Origin of the sequence: Prevotella aurantiaca, from assembly GCF_015262605.1 — a bacterium.
Taxonomy (GTDB): Bacteria; Bacteroidota; Bacteroidia; order Bacteroidales; family Bacteroidaceae; genus Prevotella; species Prevotella aurantiaca.
The window spans coordinates 1-21955 of the sequence record NZ_JABZSJ010000045.1; the positions used below are offsets into that span (position 1 = coordinate 1).

Sequence of the window (21955 nt, forward strand, 5' to 3'; positions counted from 1 at the left end):
GCTTACGGTGCCTAACTTATGGTCTGACTTTTCCATAAAGTTACGCTCGTCAAGCAAAAGTCAAACTGGGAAACACTCTCTTGAATATCGACCACATCAAAGTAGTCCGCAAGTACATCTGGAAAGATGCAACGTAATAATTGGTGAGTCTTCATGATGCAAAGGTAATAAATACTTATGAAATTGTGTGCTTAAGAGAGTAGACTTGCAACTGGGTTTTAGGATTGACCCTATAAATTATTGTTACTGGCTAAAAACCATTATCTTTTTTCTTACTATTTTTTTATTGTTAGCAAATTATTGCTGTCCGGTAAACCTTTTTCAGATATAAAAGTTAAGGGCTAAAATCCGTATTTGATATGAACCACAAAAGTTAGACACAAAACTTTTGGGGTTTATTTATGGACTCAAACAATAATAAAAGACAAAAACATAGTTATTATGATCGTCTACATTATATGCATATGTTGGAGGAAGGATATTCCTTTAATTACATAAAGAAGCATTATGGTATCGATGACGACTTATTGAAAATACTTTGGGACAGATATCAGCATCTTGGCCCTGCTGGTCTGGAAAAGAAGAAGCAAAATCAATCAGATTCCCAATTAAGGAAGTCAGTTGTATTGGACATCGAGAAAAATCACTTAACTTTGTTCTAGGCCTCACTAAAATACGACGTAAGTACAAGCGCAATACAAGTGTGGCTTAAACTTGCCCGTAAGAATGGACTGTCAGCATTAGATGTTCAGAAGAAACGTGGCCGGCCAAAAGGTATGGGAAGACCTCGAAAGAACAGCAGACCCTTGACAGAAGTGGAGAAGCTTCGCAAGGAGAATCAGGAACTCAAGACTCAGATTGCACTGCTAAAAAAAGTGAGAGCCTTAGTCGAAGAAAGGAATGCCCGTCTAAGAGAGATTGGGCACTCACCATCGAAGGACTAAGGCAGCAAGGGCACCCACTTCGGTTTATGCTGGGCTGGGTGAAGATGGCTCGTTCCACGTTCTATTATCATCTCGCTCATGCCAATGACACTGATGGTAATGATGAACTTAGACATAGAATAAAGAAGATCTTTGAAGACAGCAAGAAACGTTATGGCTACCGACGTATATGCTGGCAGCTGCGCGATAATGGGCAGGAGGTAAATCACAAGCTTGTGCTGAAGCTGATGAAGGAAATGGGCATCCGCCCCGAGCGTAGGAAACGCCATTATCACTCTTATAAAGGCGAAGTTGGCAAGGTGGTCCCGAACATCCTTCAGAGAAACTTCAAGGCTGAGAGACCTGGCCGGAAGTGGGCCACTGATGTCACACAAGTTAATATCAAGGACAAAAGGATATACCTCTCACCCATACTTGACATGTTCAATGGCGAAATCATATCTTACAGCATCTCTAACAGTCCTAATCTTAAGATGGTGATGACGATGCTCAACAGAGCTTTTAGCAAACATAAGAATCTTGACGGATTGGTTATGCACTCCGACCAAGGATGGCAATACCAACATGCAAAGTATCAGAAGAGATTGAAGGAGCATCACATTATACAAAGTATGTCACGAAAGGGAAACTGCCTGGATAATGCTATGATGGAGAACTTCTTCGGAATTATGAAGAATGAACTCTTATATGTCAAAGATTATGAAACAGTCGATGATTTTAAGAGAGACATAAAGAAATATATTGAATGGTACAACAATAAAAGGATAAAACTGAGGTTAAAAGGAATGAGCCCAGTAAAATACCGAGCTCATTATAGAGATTTATAACGTTAATTTAACGTCCAACTTTTTGGGGGGCACTTCAATCTCGGATTTTAACCCTTTTTGTTACCTTTGCTCTAGCTTCTAAACTTCAATAACATGAGCAAAAGTACACATTTTATCGGACCGCCTGTCTATAATCAGGTAATAAAGAATCCCTTTATAAGCAGCTTAAGCATAACTTTCCCCTGCATTTACTCATTGCCAATCTACTCAATATAGTTATTGACAGAATGATAAAAAGGCATGTATCTTTCTCACAATTAGTAACTTTGCTAAGGCTTACACTGATGTACTACACCGATTTCATTTCATTTATGGAAAATCCACAGAATGATGAACTCATCATAATGGCAAAAAAGGCAACTGCACCACCCAAAGAACTTGATATATTTGATTAGGGGGGTGGATTCAAAAATAATGCGGAATTTCCTATATAAAGGCAATTCCGAAAGGAATTATATACAATGTGAGTTTTACTGGACAGCAATATTAGCAAATATTTTATTTAAACATCTAATCGCCATAGAAACTTTGTAAGCCCTTTAGGAAGAAGTGTAAACTTAGGTGAAGTAGGGTAAAACTTAAAGCCTTCATACTCAAAAGCCAACAAGACCTTAGGTTCTTTTATTTTATTTTGAAGAACATATCGCGTCATAGCTCCTCGACAGCTTTTTGCGTAGACTATAATATTCATCAATTTATTACCATCAAAGACTTTAAAATATGGCTGAACAACTGTAACTTCAGCAAGAACTCGCTTCCAATCAAATATATGTTGGTACTCTTCAGTTGCCAAATGCAACAAAATACCGTCATCAGCTTTTACTGACTCTATAAGTATGTCAGTCAATAAAGGTTTCCAAAAATCAAAAACATTTCTACCACTACTTGCTTCAAGTATTACTTTACCTTCTAGACGATAGGGGTGTATCATATTATTTGGACGCAATAAACCATATAGAAAACTTAGTATCCATAAGTGTTTATTACCGAATTCTATATCACATGGTGTCAGCGTATGTGCTTTTAAACATTTATATGCTTGTCCATTATACGCCAAAATAGCTGGTAGCTTATTTTCTTGATTATAAAAATCAAGGAAATGCAACTTTGTAGTTTGTGCCAAACTTAAGCTACATTTTAATTCTGCCTTAAGTTCTTCAACAGAATGTTGACCAAGCTCTAAAGCAAATCTATTAGCTTCATTACCAAAAAGTGGCTCTGTAATTTTAACAAGCTGTATATCTGTTGCTGTATTCATCAACTTAGCAGAGGAGAGAATAATTTGCATCTTATATTTTTTTATCTTCTTTTAAAATAGATTGTAATAGGCCTTTGCAACCATCTTCAACTAAATCTAAAGTATATTCAAAGTCTGTAGGACTTCCATAATATGGATCTGGTACAGATGATTCTCCTTTATAATGGGCAAAATAATCTTTCATCTTAACTACTTTAGATTTTTGTTCAGCATTTTTAGTCTGATTACAAATATCAGAATAATTATTATCATCCATCACGACTATATAGTCAAAAATATCAAAGTCTTTACTTCTATCGAATTGTCTCGCAATATGATTTATATTATAACCTCTTTTTTCTCCGTGTTTGCGCATTCTACTATCTGGAAATTCACCAACATGCCAACTTCCAATTCCAGCAGAGTCAATAGTAAAATTGCTAGAAAGACCCTTAGTCTCAGTTAAATGATGCATTACAGCATCAGCAGCGGGAGAACGACAAATATTTCCTAAACATATAAAAAGCAGGCTATAATGTAATTCTTTTTTTATAAATGTTTCCATTAACTAATGTTTATTTTAAAGTGTCCTACAAATTTACATAATAATTATGTTATTTCTACTAGCCCATAAATATAATTTTAAAATCTCGTTGATTCTATTTCATTATCCGCACTAATTATATCCAAAAATGAAACAAATGTAAACATTTTATTTTGATGAGTCAATCAAGAATCAAAAGAGTCGTTCTTGCATTGCAATACAGGCTCTTTTATCGTGTAAAACAAGCCCTTTAACAACTCAATACAGGCCTCTTTGTAAAGCCCTAACAATAAAATGGTTATATGATAACCATATTTATAAAAATTCTTTACATGCTTTCTGCAATTTAAAACTCCTACTTTTATAAACTAATATACATTATGATAAATAGTCTTTTATTATAAATTTAGCAAGTAAACAAATAAAATCAACTTACTATTGTACTATGCTCTTCCCGTTAGACTTCCATTCTAAGAATCCTCCTAAAAGATTATAAGTTTTAAATCCTGCTGATTTTAATACTTCTGTTGCTTGTGCAGAACGTTTGCCAGAACGACAATATACAGCTACAGGCTTCTTTTTATCCAACGTATGAGTTGCAATTGATGCAAATGTTGTTTGTAAAACATCAATATTTTTGGCACCTTTGATGTGTCCTTCCTTATATTCGCTTTCAGTACGAACATCAAGAAGTTGGACATTTTCATTTTGTAGAATCTCATCAAAATGAAATACATCAACATTTATCACAACTTTTTTAAGAGATCCACAAGCAATGAAAGTAGCAAATGTGAGCAACATCGTTGAAAACTTAATGCCTATATTAAGAATATTCTTCATAATCTATCGTTCTTTTAAATAAAACAAAAATAGTTATTTCTAAACAATTCCACCAATAATAAAACAATATTGTTTTATATTTTAGTAATATTAACTCTTTCTTCCAATAAATACTTAATGTGTCAGATAAATTGTATTTTCTGATATGAAAATCATTTTTTTTATGTATATTTGCATCCAAGTCGAATACTTAATTTCTTTTTAGATGATGATATAAAGCTATATTGCTTTCTACCTTACTTGGTTTGAAAAAGTAAATAATAAAACAACATATAAATGATAAATATGAATAAAAATTCGATACAGCACAAGATTTCATTGGCAGTAGCATCTACAGCTGTTGCAATGAGCATTTCTGCATGTAAAACACCTAAGCAACAGTCTGATATGCATATTATTAATATTACACCAAGTTTAAAATTTGAGTTCAATAAGAAAGGTGAATGCACTGTAAAAAACAAACAAAGAATTTCTGAAAAGGAATTTCAAGATTTAATAAAACATGGAGGTTTTATGTGGGTTTCTACCCGTATAGTATTAGAAAATGGTCAATTAGATACAAAAGATTACTATCGTTCGATACTTGGCGTCAGCCCCATAAACTATTATTTTAAGAATGGTAAATGCCATACTATTTTCTTTTCATCGGCTACTGGTAAAATTGTCAGTTACGAATACAACTACAAGTATTATTCAGAAAATAATCGGCTAACGATAAAAGACCTATCCGAAAAAGAGGTCATAACACTTTCAGAAGGAGCAATGGAAGTGATAGAACCCATGGGTAAATTTCCTAATGGAAAACCACGATATGGTTATACGGTCTATAGACGAACTAGTGATGAGGAAATAACTGACATGCTTATGCGGGCTGGTTTGCTTAACCCAACAATAAGTTTAGATGAGCTAACTGAAGAGGGAAAGTAAATTACATAAATAAAACGCATACAACGAGAAGGTTAAAACTCTTGTATGCGTTTGTTTTATGTTTGGTGTTATAGTAAAGTTACAAAAGATTATTTACATAATCTTTTTTGAAATTCCTCTCTATCGAACTGTAATATGAAAACACCCCTGTCGCTTTTCATATTTGATATGACACCTACCTTGTTTTCTTAAATCTTTCAGCACTTCACTTAAAACCCACTTTAGTGTATCGTCGCGTACCGAACGTGTTATAGGTGAATACTTATTATAAGCTATGTCAAACGTTGTTCCATAAAGATGGCAACTATTCTCAGTAGCGTTATGGTTGTAACGTCTAAGTTTTTCAACATCTTCCTTAGTGCGTAAGACACTTGTAACCAATAGTTTTGTTAATGGAATACTCTTTATCTGTAAACTATCAAAAAAATTACGACCAATGTCTTGAAGTAAGATGGCAGCAGTAGGTACAAGATATGGGATACTACTTGATAAGCGTTTTACTTCAAAAAAAGGGTTACTACCTATATATACAAGCTCTTTTTTTCGCAATTCAGCATCTTCGCGATTTATAACTGCTTTTACAGCATACTTCATTGCAGATTCTAGTTGTAAGTGTTGTGAATCAGGAAAACTTTCATCATAATCTGCAACACCTACAATTCTGTGCTTAATTTCTTTTCCATTTGTATCAAAAAATTTTGTAAATCTATTACTTGGTGGAAAAGTCTGCGCAGTTATCTTTGCTTCTGATGCTTCTTCATTCTGATTTGGAACATCTATATTCTTAATAGTTGTGTCGTTTAGAGCAGTTGTTTTTCTTACTGTATAAGATGATTTAGCAACAGAAGGAAAAATAAGCCTTACAACCGCCAAAAAAGCAGTCGTAGCCATAAATCCTATTAAAAAATTATTCTTTGTTATCTTCTTCTTTGTTTTCATAGCTACAAAGGTAATGATTTTTTAATAAAATCGACTTACAAGATTTGATAATTATTTGCGTGGTTCATGTTTTTATATTAACTTTGCAGCAGTATTAAAATAGGTGAAATAAATTGATAGAAAAACATATTGTTCTTGACGATATTGACCCCGTAGTGTTCTATGGCGTTGGTAATGTACATCTACAGATGATCAAATCTCTCTTCCCAAAAGTGAGAATTGTAGCTCGCGACAATGTTATAAAGGTATTGGGCGATGAAGAGCAGATAGCTAAATTAGAAGGAGATGTCGAGAATCTACGTAAACATATCTCAAAATTTAATATTATAAACGAAGAAGATATTCTTGACATAGTTAATGGAAGGCAAACAAAAACAGATGCAGGCAAAGGAGTTTTAGTTTACTCTGTTTCTGGAAAGCCTATAAAAAGCCGCTCACGCAATCAGGATATATTGGTTGATGCTTTTAACAAGAATGATATGGTGTTTGCCGTAGGACCAGCAGGTACTGGTAAAACCTATTTGAGCATTGCACTTGCAGTAAAAGCATTGAAATCAAAAGAAGTAAAAAAAATCATACTCTCCCGGCCTGCAGTTGAAGCAGGAGAGAAATTAGGTTTTCTGCCTGGAGATATGAAAGAAAAGATTGACCCATATCTGCAGCCTTTGTATGATTCGCTTGAAGATATGATACCTGCTGTCAAACTTCAAGAAATGATGGATAAGCATATAATACAAATAGCTCCACTTGCATTCATGAGAGGAAGAACTTTGAATGATGCCATCATTATACTTGATGAAGCTCAGAATACATCAACAGCCCAAATCAGAATGTTTCTAACTCGCTTGGGGATGAACTCTAGAATGATAATAACAGGAGATTTAACGCAGATCGACCTTCCTCATAATCAAAAAAGCGGACTAAAAGAAGCAATAGAAATACTTTCTAGAACAGAAGGAATATCTGTTATAGAATTAAATCAGAAAGATATTGTAAGGCACAAGCTTGTAACGAAAATAGTTACAGCTTACGACACATACGATAAAATTAAAAATAAAACTACTCCATAAATTATTAAAATTATGAATGCACTAACCAAGACCGACTTCAATTTCGAAGGACAAAAGAATGTTTATCACGGAAAAGTTCGCGATGTTTATGACATCAATGACGACCTAATAGTTATGGTTGCTACGGATCGTATCTCAGCATTCGATGTAGTATTACCTAAGGGAATCCCTTTTAAAGGGCAAGTATTAAACCAAATTGCATCTAAGTTTTTAGATCTTACATCTGATATTTGTCCTAATTGGAAATTGGCAACTCCAGACCCAATGGTTACAATTGGCTTAAAATGTGAAGGTTTTAAAGTAGAAATGATAATCCGCTCTATTCTTACAGGTTCGGCATGGAGAGAGTATAAAGCTGGTTGTAGAGAAATATGCGGTGTGAAACTTCCCGATGGAATGAAAGAAAATGAACGATTCCCTAAACCTATCATCACACCAACTACAAAAGCTGACGAGGGACATGACCTTAATATTTCGAAAGAAGAAATCATCAAGCAAGGTATCGTTTCAGCAGAAGACTACAATACGATTGAAGATTGGACTAGAAAACTTTTTGAGCGCGGACAGGAAATTGCTGCTCAAAAAGGACTTATCCTTGTTGATACCAAGTATGAATTTGGTAAGCGTGATGGAAAATGCTATTTAATAGACGAAATACATACACCAGACTCAAGTCGATATTTCTATGCTGATGGCTATGAAGAGAAGTTTGCAAAAGGTGAACCTCAGAAACAGCTTTCAAAGGAATTTGTCCGCCAATGGCTCATAGAACACAACTTTATGAACGAACCAGGACAGACAATGCCCGAAATAACTGATGAGTATGCAACAAGCGTAGGCGACAGGTACATTGAGCTCTACGAGCATATCACAGGAGAAACGTTTGTTAAAGTTAATAAAGAAATGGACTTGGCAGGTCGTATTGAAAAAAATGTAAACCAATATTTGGCTTCTAGAAAATAAAAGTTCTTCAAAATATCTAGTTGCAAGAAATAAATCGACATCAACGTGTATAATCAAGAAAAGATAAAGCCCTATAACAGCACAGATGAAAAAGGGAAAGTGGTTGAGGAAATGTTTGATAACATTGCTCCAACCTACGACACCTTAAATCATAGGCTGTCATGGAATATAGATAAAAGCTGGCGCAAGAAAGCTATAAAACAACTTTCACCATATAAACCAAAAACAATACTCGATATTGCAACCGGAACAGGTGATTTTGCTATTTTATCAGTAAAAATGCTTTTACCTAATACATTAGTTGGTGCTGACATTTCCGAAGGAATGATGGAAATCGGACGAAAGAAGGTAAGAGATGAAGGGCTTGATGGGATCATATCATTTCAAAAAGAAGATTGTTTAAATCTTACTTTTCCCTCAGATACATTTGAAGCAGTAACTGCTGCTTTTGGAATTCGTAATTTTCAAGACCTTGAGAAAGGCCTCTCTGAAATGTATAGAGTTCTAATGAAAGGTGGACATTTATGTATTATAGAGCTTACAACGCCAATATCATTTCCTATGAAACAACTCTTTAAACTATATTCAAAGGTTGTTTTACCTTTTTATGGGCGCTTAATCTCAAAAGATACCAGCGCTTACGATTATTTAAATAAGACAATTGCGGCATTTCCACAAGGTGAAACAATGATTAAAATCCTTCAAAAAGTTGGCTTCACTAAAACTTCCTTTAAAAGATTAACTTTTGGTATTTGCACAATGTATATTGCTGAAAAATAGAATATAAGTTACTTATGGACAAATATGGACTGATAGGTTATCCGTTAGAGCATTCTTTTTCCAAAGGGTATTTTAATGAGAAATTTCAAAATGAAGGTATAGATGCCGTGTATGATAATTATGAAATTTCTTCTATTGAAAATCTTTTGGAAATAATTGATACGACTCCGGAATTAAAAGGTCTTAATGTAACTATACCTTATAAGAAACAAGTTATCAAATATCTTGATACTTTAAGTCCTGAGGCAAAAGCTATCGGTGCTGTAAATGTTATCCGTATAGAACGTATAGGTAGCAAAAGATATCTTAAAGGTTATAATAGTGATGTAATAGGATTTACAAAAAGTATAGAACCTTTATTAGAACGCTATCACAAAAAGGCACTCGTATTAGGGACAGGTGGTGCATCTAAAGCAGTATGCTATGGATTAAAGTCTTTAGGACTTGAAACAATATGTGTATCAAGACGTAAGAATATAGATGTCTTAACTTATGATGACTTATCTCCTAAGATTATCAAGGAGTTTAATGTAATCGTAAATTGTACTCCAGTAGGAATGTATCCTAATGTAGAGGAGTGTTTGTCACTTCCATACGAAGCCATGGATAGCCATACACTTTTATATGATTTGCTTTACAATCCTAACGTAACACGCTTTATGGAAAAAGGCAAAGAGCATGGTGCAGTTGTTAAGAACGGATTGGAAATGTTGCTTTTGCAAGCATTTGCAAGCTGGGATATTTGGAATGATAAAGAAGATAAATAATCTGAAAATATAGTCGAGACAATGAATAACAGATATGCAATGCGTGGCGTTAGTGCTGCCAAAGAAGATGTACACAACGCTATAAAGAATATAGACAAGGGAATTTTCCCACAGGCTTTTTGCAAAATCATTCCAGACATCTTAGGAGGTAGCGAGGAATACTGCAATATAATGCATGCCGATGGGGCAGGTACAAAATCCTCTTTAGCTTATATGTACTGGAAAGAAACCGGCGATTTAAGTGTATGGAAGGGTATTGCACAGGACGCCATTGTTATGAATACCGACGATTTGTTATGTGTTGGTGCAGTAGACAATATTTTAGTATCATCTACTATCGGACGCAACAAGATGCTTGTTCCAGGCGAAGTTATATCTGCCATCATTAACGGCACAGATGAGTTGCTTGCAGAAATGAGAGAGATGGGAATAGGCATTTATCCTACTGGCGGAGAAACAGCAGATGTTGGCGACTTGGTGCGTACTATCATTGTCGATTCCACCGTTACCTGTAGAATGAAACGCTCTGACGTTATTGACAATGCGAATATTCGCCCTGGCGATGTTATCGTTGGCTTGAGTTCAACTGGACAATCAACCTATGAAAAGAAGTACAATGGCGGAATGGGCAGCAATGGCCTTACAAGTGCACGCCATGATGTTTTTTCAAAGTATTTGGCTGAAAAATATCCTGAGAGTTTCGACCACGCTGTGCCCAACGAACTTGTTTATAGTGGCAAATACAAACTGACCGATACGGTAGAAGGCAGTCCTCTGAATGCAGGAGAACTTGTTCTCTCCCCTACCCGCACCTATGCCCCTGTAATTAAGCGAATACTCGATGAATATCGTAGCGAAATACACGGAATGGTACATTGCACGGGCGGAGCACAAACAAAGGTATTGCACTTTGTAAATGATAACTGTAAAGTGATAAAAGACAATATGTTCCCTGTTCCTCCTTTGTTTAAAGCTATAAAGGAATGTAGCGGTACGGATTGGAAAGAAATGTATCAAGTGTTCAATATGGGACACAGAATGGAAATTTATGTCTGCCCCGAAATGGCAAACTCGATTATTGCTATTAGCAAGGAATTCAATATCGACGCACAAGTTATCGGTCATATTGAAGAAGGCAAAAAGAGCTTAACTATCAAAAGCGAATTTGGAGAATTTAATTATTAAACAACAACAGAAATAAATATATGCCCGAAAAGAATAGTATATTAGAGAAACTCGATGGACTTGAAGCACGTTTTGAAGAGGTCTCTACGCTCATTACCGACCCAGACGTAATAAGCGACCAACAAAGATATGTCAAGCTCACCAAGGAATATAAAGACCTTGGTGATATTATGAATGCTCGAAAGCGATATATAAATTGCCTTACTACAATAAACGAAGCTAAAGATATTCTTACCAATGAAACCGACCCTGAAATGAAAGAAATGGCAAGGTTGGAACTGAGTGAGAATGAAGAGTTGCAGCCAAAACTTGAAGAAGAGATTAAGCTTTTACTTGTTCCTAAAGACCCTGAAGACGACAAGAATGTGCAAATGGAAATCAGAGCAGGAGCAGGTGGCGACGAAGCTGCATTATTTGCAGGCGATATTTTCAATATGTATAAACGTTACTGCGACAAGAAAGGTTGGACACTGTCTATCACATCTGTTTCGGAAGGAACTGTTGGCGGTTTTAAAGAAATAGACTTTGCCGTGGCAGGTGCCGGCGTATACGGCATTCTTAAATACGAATCAGGTGTCCACCGCGTGCAACGTGTTCCGTCTACCGATACGCAAGGTCGTATGCAAACGTCGGCAGCGACAGTTGCCGTACTTCCGGAAGCCGATAAATTTGAAGTAAACATTAATGAAGGCGACATAAAATGGGATACTTTCCGTTCGAGCGGTGCAGGCGGTCAGAATGTGAACAAGGTGGAATCGGGCGTTCGATTGCGCTATCCGTGGAAAAATCCTAATACAGGAGAGGTGGAAGAAATCCTTATAGAATGTACCGAAACCCGCGACCAACCTAAGAATAAGGAAAGGGCTTTGTCAAGATTGCGTACATTTATATACGATCGTGAGCATCAAAAATATGTAAACGACATTGCAAGCAGACGTAAGAGTCTTGTTTCTACGGGAGACCGTTCAGCTAAAATTCGTACTTACAACTATCCACAAGGTCGAGTAACCGACCATCGCATAGGTTTTACGACTCACGATTTGCCCGGTTTTATGAATGGTGAAATCCAAGATATGATAGATGCACTGACTGTTGCAGAAAACGCAGAAAAATTAAAAGAAACAGAATTGTAAGTTATTGCATAATACAGAAGAAGAAATTTAATCTCCACAGGTATAGTAGACAGAGAATGCGACAATATATACTTTCGTGGGGCACAATATATACTTTCGTGGGGCACAATATATACTTTCGTCATTATTAACATTTGCCCCATTTTTGAGTATAAACATTCAAGTCTGTAAACAATTCGTCAAACCCACGTTAATAATAAATACCATTTCGTGGTTTGAAACTAAAGAATAAACATAAATAAGTATGGAGAGAAAACAATTAATAGAGCAAATATTTACAAAGAAATCGTTTCTTTGCGTCGGGCTTGATACCGATTTAAACAAGATTCCTAAGTTTCTGTTAAACGAAGAAGACTCTATTTTTTCTTTTAATAAAGCCATAATCGACGCAACAGCTCCTTATTGTGTAGCATACAAACCCAATTTAGCATTTTATGAGTGCTATGGGTTGAAGGGTATGGAGGCGTTTGAAAAGACAATAACATATCTGAAAGAGAAATATCCAAATCACTTCATAATAGCCGATGCCAAGCGTGGAGATATTGGAAACACATCAAAGATGTATGCACAAACATTCTTTAAAGAATATAATGTTGATGCGCTTACCATAGCTCCATATATGGGAGAAGACTCTGTAAAGCCTTTCTTGGAATATGAGGGAAAATGGGTTATTCTTCTTGCATTGACAAGCAATAAAGGAAGCCACGACTTCCAGTTATTTGAAGACAAAGATGGTGTACGCTTATTCGAGCGAGTACTGAGCAAGGCGCAAGAATGGGGCACAACAGAGAATTTAATGTTTGTTGTCGGTGCAACACAAGGAAGCTTGTTTGCCGATATACGAAAATTAGCCCCCGACAGTTTCCTCTTAGTACCGGGAGTTGGCGCACAAGGTGGAAGTTTGCAAGAAGTTTGTAAATATGGTATGAATAAGGACTGCGGTCTTTTGGTCAATTCCTCACGAGGTATTATCTATGCGAGTTCAGAAGCAAACTTTGCAGAAATTGCAGGAGAAAAGGCGAAAGAATTGCAGCAAGAAATGGAAAAAGAGCTTGACAAACTAAAAGAATAATTCAAAAGAGAAGCGTTCTATGAGTGGCAGTAAAATTATAAGCGACCCCGTATTTGGATTTATCAGGATTCCATCGGGGCTTCTTTTGAATATTGTTAAGCACCCATTTATGCAACGCTTAACCCGTATAAAACAATTAGGACTAACTACAGTTGTTTACCCTGGTGCTCAACATACAAGGTTTCAGCACTCATTGGGAGCATTCCACCTAATGAGTGAGGCAACCTTGTCGCTGCAGCAAAAGGGTGTTTTCATTTTCGATAGCGAAGCAGAAGCAGTTCAAGCAGCCATTTTGATGCACGACATCGGACACGATCCTTTCTCCCACGTGCTCGAGAATACATTAATCAAAGGAATTACCCACGAAGAAGTATCTTTAATGGTAATGAATTGCATCAACCAAGAAATGAATGGTGAGCTTAATCTTGCTATTAAGATTTTCAAGAATGAATACCCCAAGCGTTTTCTTCATCAGTTAATCAGTAGCCAACTTGACATGGACAGGTTGGACTATCTGAAACGAGATAGCTTTTTTACAGGTGTAACGGAAGGCAACATAGGTTCGGCACGAATTATAAAAATGCTGAACGTCGTAGACGATACCTTGGTAATAGATGCTAAAGGTATTTATTCAATAGAGAATTTCCTTACATCGCGTCGCTTAATGTATTGGCAAGTATATTTACATAAAGCCACGGTTGGGTACGAAAAACTCTTAATCAGTTTATTGCTTAGAGCTAAAAAGTTACTGAAAGATGGATATAAATTATTTGCCTCTCCTGCTTTAGCTTTCTTTCTTGACAATGATGTAAATGCAGAATACTTCAAAAATAATGAAGAAACGCTGAAACATTACTTGAATTTAGATGACAGCGACTTATGGAGTGCTATAAAAGTATGGCAAAAATCAGAAGATAAAATACTATCACTCCTTGCCGATGATTTCATCAATCGCAAACTTTTCAAGGTCGAAATTCACGATGAACCAATTTCACAAGAACAAATAGGCGAATGTAAAGAACGAATTTGCCACTTCTTAGGCATTACTGAAGAAGATAGCAGCTACTTGATGCAGATTGATACTGTTCAAAAAGATATGTACGATATCAACGACGACCGTATTAGCATATTATCAAAAGATGGTAGTTTAAAAGACATAACAGAGGCTTCAGAGATTTTGAACGTAGAACTATTATCTAAAAAAATTCGTAAATATTACTTTTGTTATCACAGAATCTAACAAAAGTTTGTTATCTTTGCACGAACAAGCATTTATCATTTATTATATAGAATGGAATTTAACGCAAAACAAATCGCAGAATATATACAAGGAAGCATAGAAGGCGATGAAGAAGCAACCATTAGTACTTTCGCAAAAATAGAGGAAGGAAAGCATGGTGCTATAAGTTTTTTAGCAAACCCGAAATATACTCATTATATATACGAAACTGAATGTTCTATAGTTCTTGTAGACGAAAGCATAAAGATTGAGAAGCCAACGAAAGCGACATTAATACGTGTAAAAAATGCACGCGACTGTGTTGCAAAGCTTCTTCAGCTTTATGAAAGTATGAAGCCAAGAAAACAAGGAATAGATTCATTAGCGTTTATTTCTCCAAAAGCAACAATAGGAAAGAATGTCTATATTGGTGCTTTTGCATATATAGGCGATGGAGTGGTTGTTGGAGATAACTGTATGATTTATCCTCATACAACCATTATGGACAATACAACTTTAGGAAACAATTGCATCATATATCCTAATGCCAGCATCTACCATAATTGTAAAATCGGTAATAATGTTATTTGTCATTCTGGCAGTGTCATTGGTGCGGATGGCTTTGGCTTTGCCCCAAATGCAGAAACAAACAGCTATGATAAAATTCCGCAAATTGGCATTGTTACCATAGAAGACGATGTTGAAATAGGAGCAAACACGTGTATTGACCGTTCAACTATGGGAAGCACTTATGTGCGTAAAGGCGTAAAACTCGACAACCTTGTGCAGATAGCACATAATACTGATATTGGCGAAAACACTGTTATGAGCGCACAAGTTGGTATTGCAGGCTCTACTAAAGTTGGAGAATGGTGTATGTTTGGTGGACAGGTTGGAATATCTGGGCACTTAAAGATTGGCAATAAAGTCTTCCTTGGTGCACAGTCAGGCGTATTGAGCAAGTTAAAAGATAATCAGTCGCTTATGGGAAGCCCTGCTATTGAACCACGCAACTATTTTAAATCACAAGTTATATTTCAAAGACTCCCTGAGATATATAAACATATAGATTCTTTACAAAAGGAATTTGACGAACTGAAAAAGAAAAAATAATATATGGAAACAACAAAACAGAAAACATTGAAGGGAAGTTTTTCCCTCTTTGGAAAAGGTTTGCATACAGGATTAAGCCTTACTGTTACTTTTAATCCAGCACCCGATAATACAGGATACAAAATTCAACGAATTGATTTAGAGGGACAACCTATTATTGATGCAGTTGCTGAAAACGTTATTGACACCCAACGTGGTACAGTTATTGCAAAAGGTGATGCTCGTGTAAGTACCATCGAACATGGTATGGCTGCCCTATATGCAATGGGAATAGATAATTGTCTAATCCAAATAAATGGTCCAGAATTCCCTATTCTTGATGGTTCAGCTGCAATGTACGTTGATAAAATTAAGGAAATAGGAATTGTTGACCAAAACGCTCCAAAAGACTATTATATTATTAGAAAGAAAATGGAGTATAAGGATGAAAGTGGCAGTATTATTACAATTCTTCCTGATGAACAGTTCTCCATAACAGCAATGTGTTCTTTTGAATCTAAGTTCATTAGCAGTCAATTTGCAACACTTGACGATATTAGTAAATTTGCTGACGAAATATCTCCTGCAAGAACTTTTGTTTTTGTTAGAGATATTATGCCATTATTACAAGCAAATCTTATCAAAGGTGGTGATCTTGATAATGCTATTGTAATTTACGAGAAACAAGTAGAACAGCCAACTCTTGACCAGTTAGCAGATCTGCTCAAGGTGCCTCATATGGATGCAACAAGTATTGGCTATATACAAAACAAACCGCTCATTTGGGACAATGAGTGTACAAGACACAAATTGTTGGATATTATTGGCGATGTAGCTTTAATAGGAAAGCCTATTAAGGGACGTATTGTGGCAACTCGACCTGGTCATACTGTGAACAATAAGTTTGCAAGAATGATCCGTAAAGATATTCGTAAACATGAAATTCAAGCTCCAATTTACGATCCAAATGAAGAGCCTTTGATGGACAATATCAGAATACGTGAGCTTCTCCCCCATCGTTATCCTATGCAACTTGTTGATAAGGTTATTGCAATGGGAGCAACGACGATTGTTGGCGTTAAAAATATTACAGCCAATGAGCCTTTCTTTCAAGGTCATTTCCCACAAGAGCCTGTAATGCCAGGTGTACTTCAAATAGAAGCAATGGCACAATGTGGAGGACTATTGGTACTTTCTCAAGTAGAGGAGCCTGAAAGATGGTCAACCTACTTTTTAAAGATTGATAATGTTAAATTCCGTCAGAAAGTTATTCCTGGCGACACTCTTTTATTCCGCGTTGAATTGTTAAGCCCAGTACGTCATGGAATTAGCTCAATGCAAGGTTATATGTTTGTAGGCGATAATGTTGTAGCAGAAGCTACATTTACTGCGCAAATAGTAAAAAATAAATAAATATAATTATGAATACTATTAGCCCTTTAGCATTCGTACATCCCAATGCAAAGATAGGTGACAATAATATCATCGGACCATTTTGTTTTATTGATGATAATACAGTAATTGGCGATAATAACAAGTTACTCAATAGTGTTACAATACACACTGGTGCACGAATTGGCAACAGAAACGAATTTTTCCCTGGTTCAAGTATTTCTACAAAACCACAAGATTTAAAATTTCGCGGTGAAGAAAGTCTATGTGAAATTGGTGATAACAATTCTATACGTGAAAATGTTACTATCTCTCGAGGTACAGCTTCAAAGGGAACAACAATTATAGGCAGCAATAATCTTTTTATGGAAAGTATGCATATTGCCCATGATTGTGTAATTGGTTCAAATATTATTATTGGTAATTCAACAAAGTTGGCAGGAGAAGTTACAGTTGAAGACTATGCCATTATTTCTGCTTCAGTTCTTTGCCATCAGTTCTGTACTATTGGATGTAATGTTATGATTCAAGGTGGAAGTCGTTTCTCTCAAGACATCCCTCCTTATATTATTGCTGGTAAAGAGCCAATACGATATGCTGGCATTAACATTGTAGGTTTAAGACGTAAAGGATTTACCAATGAACAAATAGATCAAATTCATGATGCATATCGTGTACTTTATGGTGAAGGCACTCGCGAAGAAAAGATTCAGAAAATGAAAGAAACTTTACCAATGACAAATGAAATTCAACATATCATTGAATTTGTTCAAGCTTCATCAAGAGGAATTATTAGATAGATAACATTGAATATACAAACTCTCATTGTATTGACGGGCCCAACAGGTGTTGGTAAAACAGCTTTAACACTTGAGATTGCGCAGCATTATGGTATAGAAATTATAAATGCTGACTCAAGACAGATATACAAAGAGTTACCTATAGGTACGGCTGCTCCAACAAAGGAGCAGCTGAATCATGTAAAACACCATTTTGTTGCTTGTAAGAATGTAATTGACTATTATTCAGCAAGTCTTTACGAGCAAGAAGTCATAAGTTTATTAAATTTAAATCCAACATCTTCATATATCTTATCTGGTGGGTCTATGATGTATATCGACGCTGTTTGTAATGGCATTGACGATATTCCAACCATTGATGATAGGATAAGACAATCCTTAATGCAAAAATTGGAAACAGAAGGTTTAGAGAAGCTTTGCGAATTATTAAGAAAACTAGACCCTGCTCATTGGGAAATCGTAGATAAGAAAAATCCTCGTAGAGTTCTTCATGCACTTGAAGTATGTATTCAAACAGGAAGAACTTACACTTCATTCCGTACTAATAAAAAACAAGAACGTCCATTTAATATAATCAAGATTGGATTAAATCGTCCACGCGAAGAACTATATGAACGGATCAACAAGCGCACAGAAGATATGATAACTTCGGGTATACTAGATGAGGCTTTGAACATGTATGAGTATAGGAATTTAAATGCTTTAAATACTGTTGGCTATAAAGAACTATTTGAATACCTTGATGGCTTGACAACTCTTGAAGAGGCAATTTTTAAGATACAGAGCAATACAAGAAAATATGCACGTAAACAACTGACTTGGTATAAAAAAGACCAAAATATTTATTGGTTTCACCCAAATGAAACTAAAGAAATATTAAATCACATAGATAGTTATCTTTTTTAAAAACATTTTACTATTTTTGCATTCCTATTGGAATTAGGCATTCTTTATAAATTTCTTTTAAATGAAAAATATAATCAAAATATTCAAAAACATAATTATGGGGATCCTTAATTTCTTCCCATGGTACATTAAATTATACAAAGGACGAGCATGGTACACTAAGTTATCTGTAGGTATTGTCTCTTTCTTTGTGTCAATCTTTATCTTCTTAGGAATGGTTGATATTAATTTCTTGTGGCTCTTTGGTAAGACTCCAGGTTTTGCTGAAATAAAGACTCCTCCTACTTATGCAGCTTCAGAAATATATAGTGCCGACTCTGTCTTAATTGGTAAATATTTTAAGGAAAACCGTATCCCTGTAAAGTATGATGAAGTAAACCCAACATTTTGGAATGCCTTGATAAGTACGGAGGATGAAAGATTTTATAGTCACCACGGAGTAGACTTTATGGGAATCGGTGGTGCTGTAAAAGATGCTGTAACACGTGATGGTGCTCGTGGCGCATCTACTATAACGCAGCAACTTGCTAAAAATATGTTCCACATAAGAAATAAGGAATATTCTGGTCTTTTGGGTAAGATTCCTGGCATACGAATGCTAATAACTAAAGCTAAAGAGTGGATTATTGCCTACAAAATAGAGTTTATTTATTCGAAGAATGATATCTTAACAATGTATGCCAATACGGTTGACTTTGGAAATAATGCGTATGGTATTAAAACAGCTGCAAGAACTTATTTCAATACAACTCCCAGCCAACTTACTACAGAACAGATTGCAACTTTAGTTGGAATGTTGAAGGCTACAACTTACTATAACCCTATTTTACATCCTTCAAATTCTATTGGCAGACGTAACACTGTTTTATATAATATGGTAACACATGGACATTTAACAAAAAATGAATACGAAAAGTATTCAAAGATGCCAATGGCACTTGATGTTCATGTAGAAGAAAACTATGATGGTAAAGCACAATATTTTCGTGAATACGTAGCAGACTATCTAAAAGATTGGATAAAAGATAACGACTACGATTTGTATAGCAGCGGATTAAAGATTTATACAACCATTGATACTCGCATGCAGAAGTATGCAGAAGATGCTGCAGAAAAACAAATGCGTAAAATTCAACAAGATTTTGATAAACATTGGAGTGGACAGGATCCATGGCGAGACGAAAATGGTAACTTAGTTCCGGGTTTTATAGAAGGAATTGCAGAACGACAGCCATTTTATAAAAACCTAGTAAAGAAATATCCAAACCAGCCTGACAGTGTATTGTACTATATTAATAAACCTCACAAGGTCAGATTGTTTGACTACGAAAAAGGAGAGATTATAAAAGAAATGTCTTCAATGGACTCTATTCGTTACATGGTAAGGTTTATGCATTGTTCAATGATTGCCATAGAACCTGAAACAGGTGCAGTTCGTGCATGGGTTGGCGATATAGACTTTAAATCATGGAAATATGACAAGGTTACAGCACAGCGCCAACCAGGTTCTACATTCAAACTCTTTGTTTATTCAGAAGCAATGAATCAAGGATTGGCCCCATGCGATAAACGTAGAGATGAATATATCAGTATGGAGGTACCTGATAAGAAAACTGGAATTTTGAAAACCTGGACACCTCGTAATGCTAATGGTAATTACTCAGGCGACTCTATAACATTAAAAGCGGGATTTGCTCGAAGTGTGAATACCATAGCTGTTCGTTTAGGACAAGAGATGGGTATAAAAAACATTATTCGCACAGCTCAAGACATGGGTATAAAGAGTCCGCTTGAGAATGAGCCTTCATTAGCTCTTGGTTCAAGCGACGTAAATCTGCTAGAATTGGTAAATGCTTATTGTACTGTTGCCAACGATGGTGAATATTGTGAACCTATTGTTGTTACAAAGATACTTGACCAGCGAGGTAATGAAGTATATGTTGCACCACACAATAACAAACAGGTGCTGTCTTATCAGAGTGCTTTCTTCATGCAAGAATTATTGAAAGGTTGCCTTACAGAACCAGGTGGTACAAGTCGTTCATTAAAACAATACACATTTGGCGATACAGATTGGGGTGGAAAAACTGGTACTTCCAACAATCATTCTGATGCTTGGTTTATGGCTGTAAGTCCAAAACTTGTAGTCGGAGCATGGGTAGGTGGCGAATATCGTAGTATTCACTTCAGAACAGGTGCTTTAGGGCAAGGTTCTAAAACTGCACTTCCAATGTGTGGTAATTTTATATACGACCTGATGCGTGATAAATCTTTCCAAAAATATCATGCAAAATGGATACCTGACCCAGACAAAGACATAGACCCTTCTATGTATAACTGCCAATCAATTGTTCAACCAAGGCGAGAAACAGATAGTTTACATATTCGTCACAGAAGTGGAATAGGAAGTGAACTCGATGAGAACGAGCAAAATGCTGAGGGAGAAGAGGAATTAGATATTGAAAATACACAGATTCCTCAACATAATAGCGAAGAAGGCAATCGCCCAAAGAAGCCGAAACAACCAAAGCAACCTTCAAATACTCCTATCAATGCTCCCAAGCCACGCATAGAACCAATTGAAATTTAGTAACTGCATCTAATGAAAAGTATGTTAGATAAACGAAGACTTTGTAGTATGCTGTGTATTGCATTAGCAGGACTTCTTGGTTTTGTCTCATGCAACAATAATGCTAATCCATCGTCGTCACTGAAAGATACGGTAGCAGCCTCAGTGTTTGCCCCAATAGTAAATGACACGACGCTGAACATCGACCTGTCGGCTATTACAAATTTGCGTTTTCCGAAGTATAAGATTCTAAAACAACAACCCATTATTCCCGACTCTGTCAGCATTGCACTCGACGAAGAGACTGTAGCAGGTGGCAACTATTCAGCTATATTGAGCTTTGATACAATTCCTTCTTCAGAATTTTATAAAAAGGTTGAGCAAGTTGCCCTAAAGGATACATGTTGGAAAATAGACAATTACGCTTATAATTACAATCGAAAAGATAAAAAAGGTGGACTCTACAAACTTGCATTCAGTAAAGGAAGTCAACAAATAATTCTCAGCCATCTAAATTCAGATATGGTTAAAAATTATAACAGCAAGCAATAATTAGCATATTTGTATTATTTAATAGTCGATCGGTAAATTTACCAACTGACTATTAAAATAATTATAATATCTTTTTGATATAAAAAGATTAGAAAATCATAATTACAATTTTTAAAAACGTAATTACAATTTTGATCGTTTTTAATTAGTCCTCCCTTAAAAACCTAATATTCTCCTGATTCATAGTATATTATCCT

The 21955-nt window shown here is 35.7% G+C and carries 21 protein-coding genes; 17 read left to right on the forward strand and 4 right to left on the reverse strand.

Annotated features, from left to right (window positions below; translation table 11 throughout):
- Positions 1-739 precede the first annotated feature (739 nt).
- Both HXN26_RS08120 and HXN26_RS08125 read left to right on the forward strand, forming a co-directional pair.
- Positions 740-1771, forward strand: a complete 1032-nt coding sequence (locus tag HXN26_RS08120) for an IS3 family transposase (protein WP_273160536.1) — start codon at positions 740-742, stop codon at positions 1769-1771.
- Between the two features lie 227 nt (positions 1772-1998).
- Entirely contained in the window at positions 1999-2166 is a 168-nt protein-coding gene (locus tag HXN26_RS08125; RefSeq protein ID WP_273160479.1) for a transposase, read from the forward strand.
- Between the two features lie 107 nt (positions 2167-2273).
- Here HXN26_RS08125 and HXN26_RS08130 read toward each other — a convergent pair whose 3' ends face one another.
- The 3 genes from HXN26_RS08130 to HXN26_RS08140 form a co-directional block, all read right to left on the reverse strand.
- The gene (locus HXN26_RS08130) at positions 2274-3059 is read right to left on the reverse strand and encodes a YaaA family protein (protein WP_273160481.1); all 786 of its coding nucleotides are present in this window, start codon (positions 3057-3059) and stop codon (positions 2274-2276) included.
- A gap of 1 nt (position 3060) precedes the next feature.
- The gene (locus tag HXN26_RS08135; protein WP_273160482.1) at positions 3061-3573 is read right to left on the reverse strand and encodes a low molecular weight protein-tyrosine-phosphatase; all 513 of its coding nucleotides are present in this window, start codon (positions 3571-3573) and stop codon (positions 3061-3063) included.
- Between the two features lie 414 nt (positions 3574-3987).
- Positions 3988-4392 carry a rhodanese-like domain-containing protein gene (locus tag HXN26_RS08140; protein WP_273160485.1) on the reverse strand — a complete coding sequence of 135 codons (405 nt, stop codon included), beginning with the start codon at positions 4390-4392 and terminating at the stop codon, positions 3988-3990.
- A 276-nt stretch (positions 4393-4668) separates the two neighbouring features.
- Here HXN26_RS08140 and HXN26_RS08145 point away from each other — a divergent pair, with 276 nt between their 5' ends.
- Entirely contained in the window at positions 4669-5319 is a 651-nt protein-coding gene (locus HXN26_RS08145; RefSeq protein ID WP_273160488.1) for a hypothetical protein, read from the forward strand.
- A 120-nt stretch (positions 5320-5439) separates the two neighbouring features.
- Here the strand turns inward: HXN26_RS08145 and HXN26_RS08150 are convergent, their stop codons facing one another.
- Positions 5440-6258 (reverse strand): DUF5715 family protein, encoded by an 819-nt coding sequence (locus HXN26_RS08150; protein WP_273160491.1) that lies wholly within the window; start codon positions 6256-6258, stop codon positions 5440-5442.
- Between the two features lie 113 nt (positions 6259-6371).
- Between HXN26_RS08150 and HXN26_RS08155 the strand changes: the two genes are divergently transcribed.
- The 14 genes from HXN26_RS08155 (at position 6372) to HXN26_RS08220 (ending at position 21758) form a co-directional block, all read left to right on the forward strand.
- A complete protein-coding gene (locus tag HXN26_RS08155) occupies positions 6372-7328 on the forward strand; it encodes a PhoH family protein (protein WP_025001346.1) in 957 nt (318 codons plus the stop codon).
- A 12-nt stretch (positions 7329-7340) separates the two neighbouring features.
- Positions 7341-8291 (forward strand): phosphoribosylaminoimidazolesuccinocarboxamide synthase, encoded by a 951-nt coding sequence (locus HXN26_RS08160; protein ID WP_025001347.1) that lies wholly within the window; start codon positions 7341-7343, stop codon positions 8289-8291.
- Between the two features lie 45 nt (positions 8292-8336).
- Positions 8337-9071, forward strand: coding sequence for a bifunctional demethylmenaquinone methyltransferase/2-methoxy-6-polyprenyl-1,4-benzoquinol methylase UbiE (ubiE, locus tag HXN26_RS08165; RefSeq protein ID WP_273160496.1), 735 nt, complete (start codon positions 8337-8339; stop codon positions 9069-9071).
- A gap of 14 nt (positions 9072-9085) precedes the next feature.
- The gene (locus HXN26_RS08170) at positions 9086-9838 is read left to right on the forward strand and encodes a shikimate dehydrogenase family protein (protein WP_273160499.1); all 753 of its coding nucleotides are present in this window, start codon (positions 9086-9088) and stop codon (positions 9836-9838) included.
- Between the two features lie 21 nt (positions 9839-9859).
- Positions 9860-11023 (forward strand): AIR synthase-related protein, encoded by a 1164-nt coding sequence (locus tag HXN26_RS08175; protein WP_273160501.1) that lies wholly within the window; start codon positions 9860-9862, stop codon positions 11021-11023.
- Positions 11024-11043: 20 nt separating this feature from the next.
- Positions 11044-12156: a peptide chain release factor 1 gene (gene prfA / locus HXN26_RS08180; protein ID WP_004363171.1), complete on the forward strand. Its 1113-nt coding sequence runs from the start codon at positions 11044-11046 to the stop codon at positions 12154-12156.
- Between the two features lie 244 nt (positions 12157-12400).
- The gene (gene pyrF / locus HXN26_RS08185; RefSeq protein WP_124140384.1) at positions 12401-13228 is read left to right on the forward strand and encodes an orotidine-5'-phosphate decarboxylase; all 828 of its coding nucleotides are present in this window, start codon (positions 12401-12403) and stop codon (positions 13226-13228) included.
- A 19-nt stretch (positions 13229-13247) separates the two neighbouring features.
- Positions 13248-14468 carry an HD domain-containing protein gene (locus HXN26_RS08190; RefSeq protein ID WP_273160519.1) on the forward strand — a complete coding sequence of 407 codons (1221 nt, stop codon included), beginning with the start codon at positions 13248-13250 and terminating at the stop codon, positions 14466-14468.
- A gap of 51 nt (positions 14469-14519) precedes the next feature.
- Positions 14520-15560 (forward strand): UDP-3-O-(3-hydroxymyristoyl)glucosamine N-acyltransferase, encoded by a 1041-nt coding sequence (lpxD, locus tag HXN26_RS08195; RefSeq protein ID WP_273160523.1) that lies wholly within the window; start codon positions 14520-14522, stop codon positions 15558-15560.
- Between the two features lie 3 nt (positions 15561-15563).
- Entirely contained in the window at positions 15564-16952 is a 1389-nt protein-coding gene (locus HXN26_RS08200; RefSeq protein WP_273160526.1) for a bifunctional UDP-3-O-[3-hydroxymyristoyl] N-acetylglucosamine deacetylase/3-hydroxyacyl-ACP dehydratase, read from the forward strand.
- An 8-nt stretch (positions 16953-16960) separates the two neighbouring features.
- Positions 16961-17731 (forward strand): acyl-ACP--UDP-N-acetylglucosamine O-acyltransferase, encoded by a 771-nt coding sequence (gene lpxA / locus HXN26_RS08205; protein WP_273160528.1) that lies wholly within the window; start codon positions 16961-16963, stop codon positions 17729-17731.
- Positions 17732-17737: 6 nt separating this feature from the next.
- On the forward strand, positions 17738-18637 hold the full coding sequence (gene miaA, locus HXN26_RS08210; protein ID WP_273160531.1) for a tRNA (adenosine(37)-N6)-dimethylallyltransferase MiaA: 900 nt from the start codon (positions 17738-17740) through the stop codon (positions 18635-18637).
- A 61-nt stretch (positions 18638-18698) separates the two neighbouring features.
- Positions 18699-21227 carry a transglycosylase domain-containing protein gene (locus HXN26_RS08215; protein WP_273160533.1) on the forward strand — a complete coding sequence of 843 codons (2529 nt, stop codon included), beginning with the start codon at positions 18699-18701 and terminating at the stop codon, positions 21225-21227.
- 21 nt (positions 21228-21248) lie between these two features.
- Positions 21249-21758: a hypothetical protein gene (locus HXN26_RS08220; RefSeq protein ID WP_273160534.1), complete on the forward strand. Its 510-nt coding sequence runs from the start codon at positions 21249-21251 to the stop codon at positions 21756-21758.
- The last annotated feature ends 197 nt before the right edge of the window (positions 21759-21955 follow it).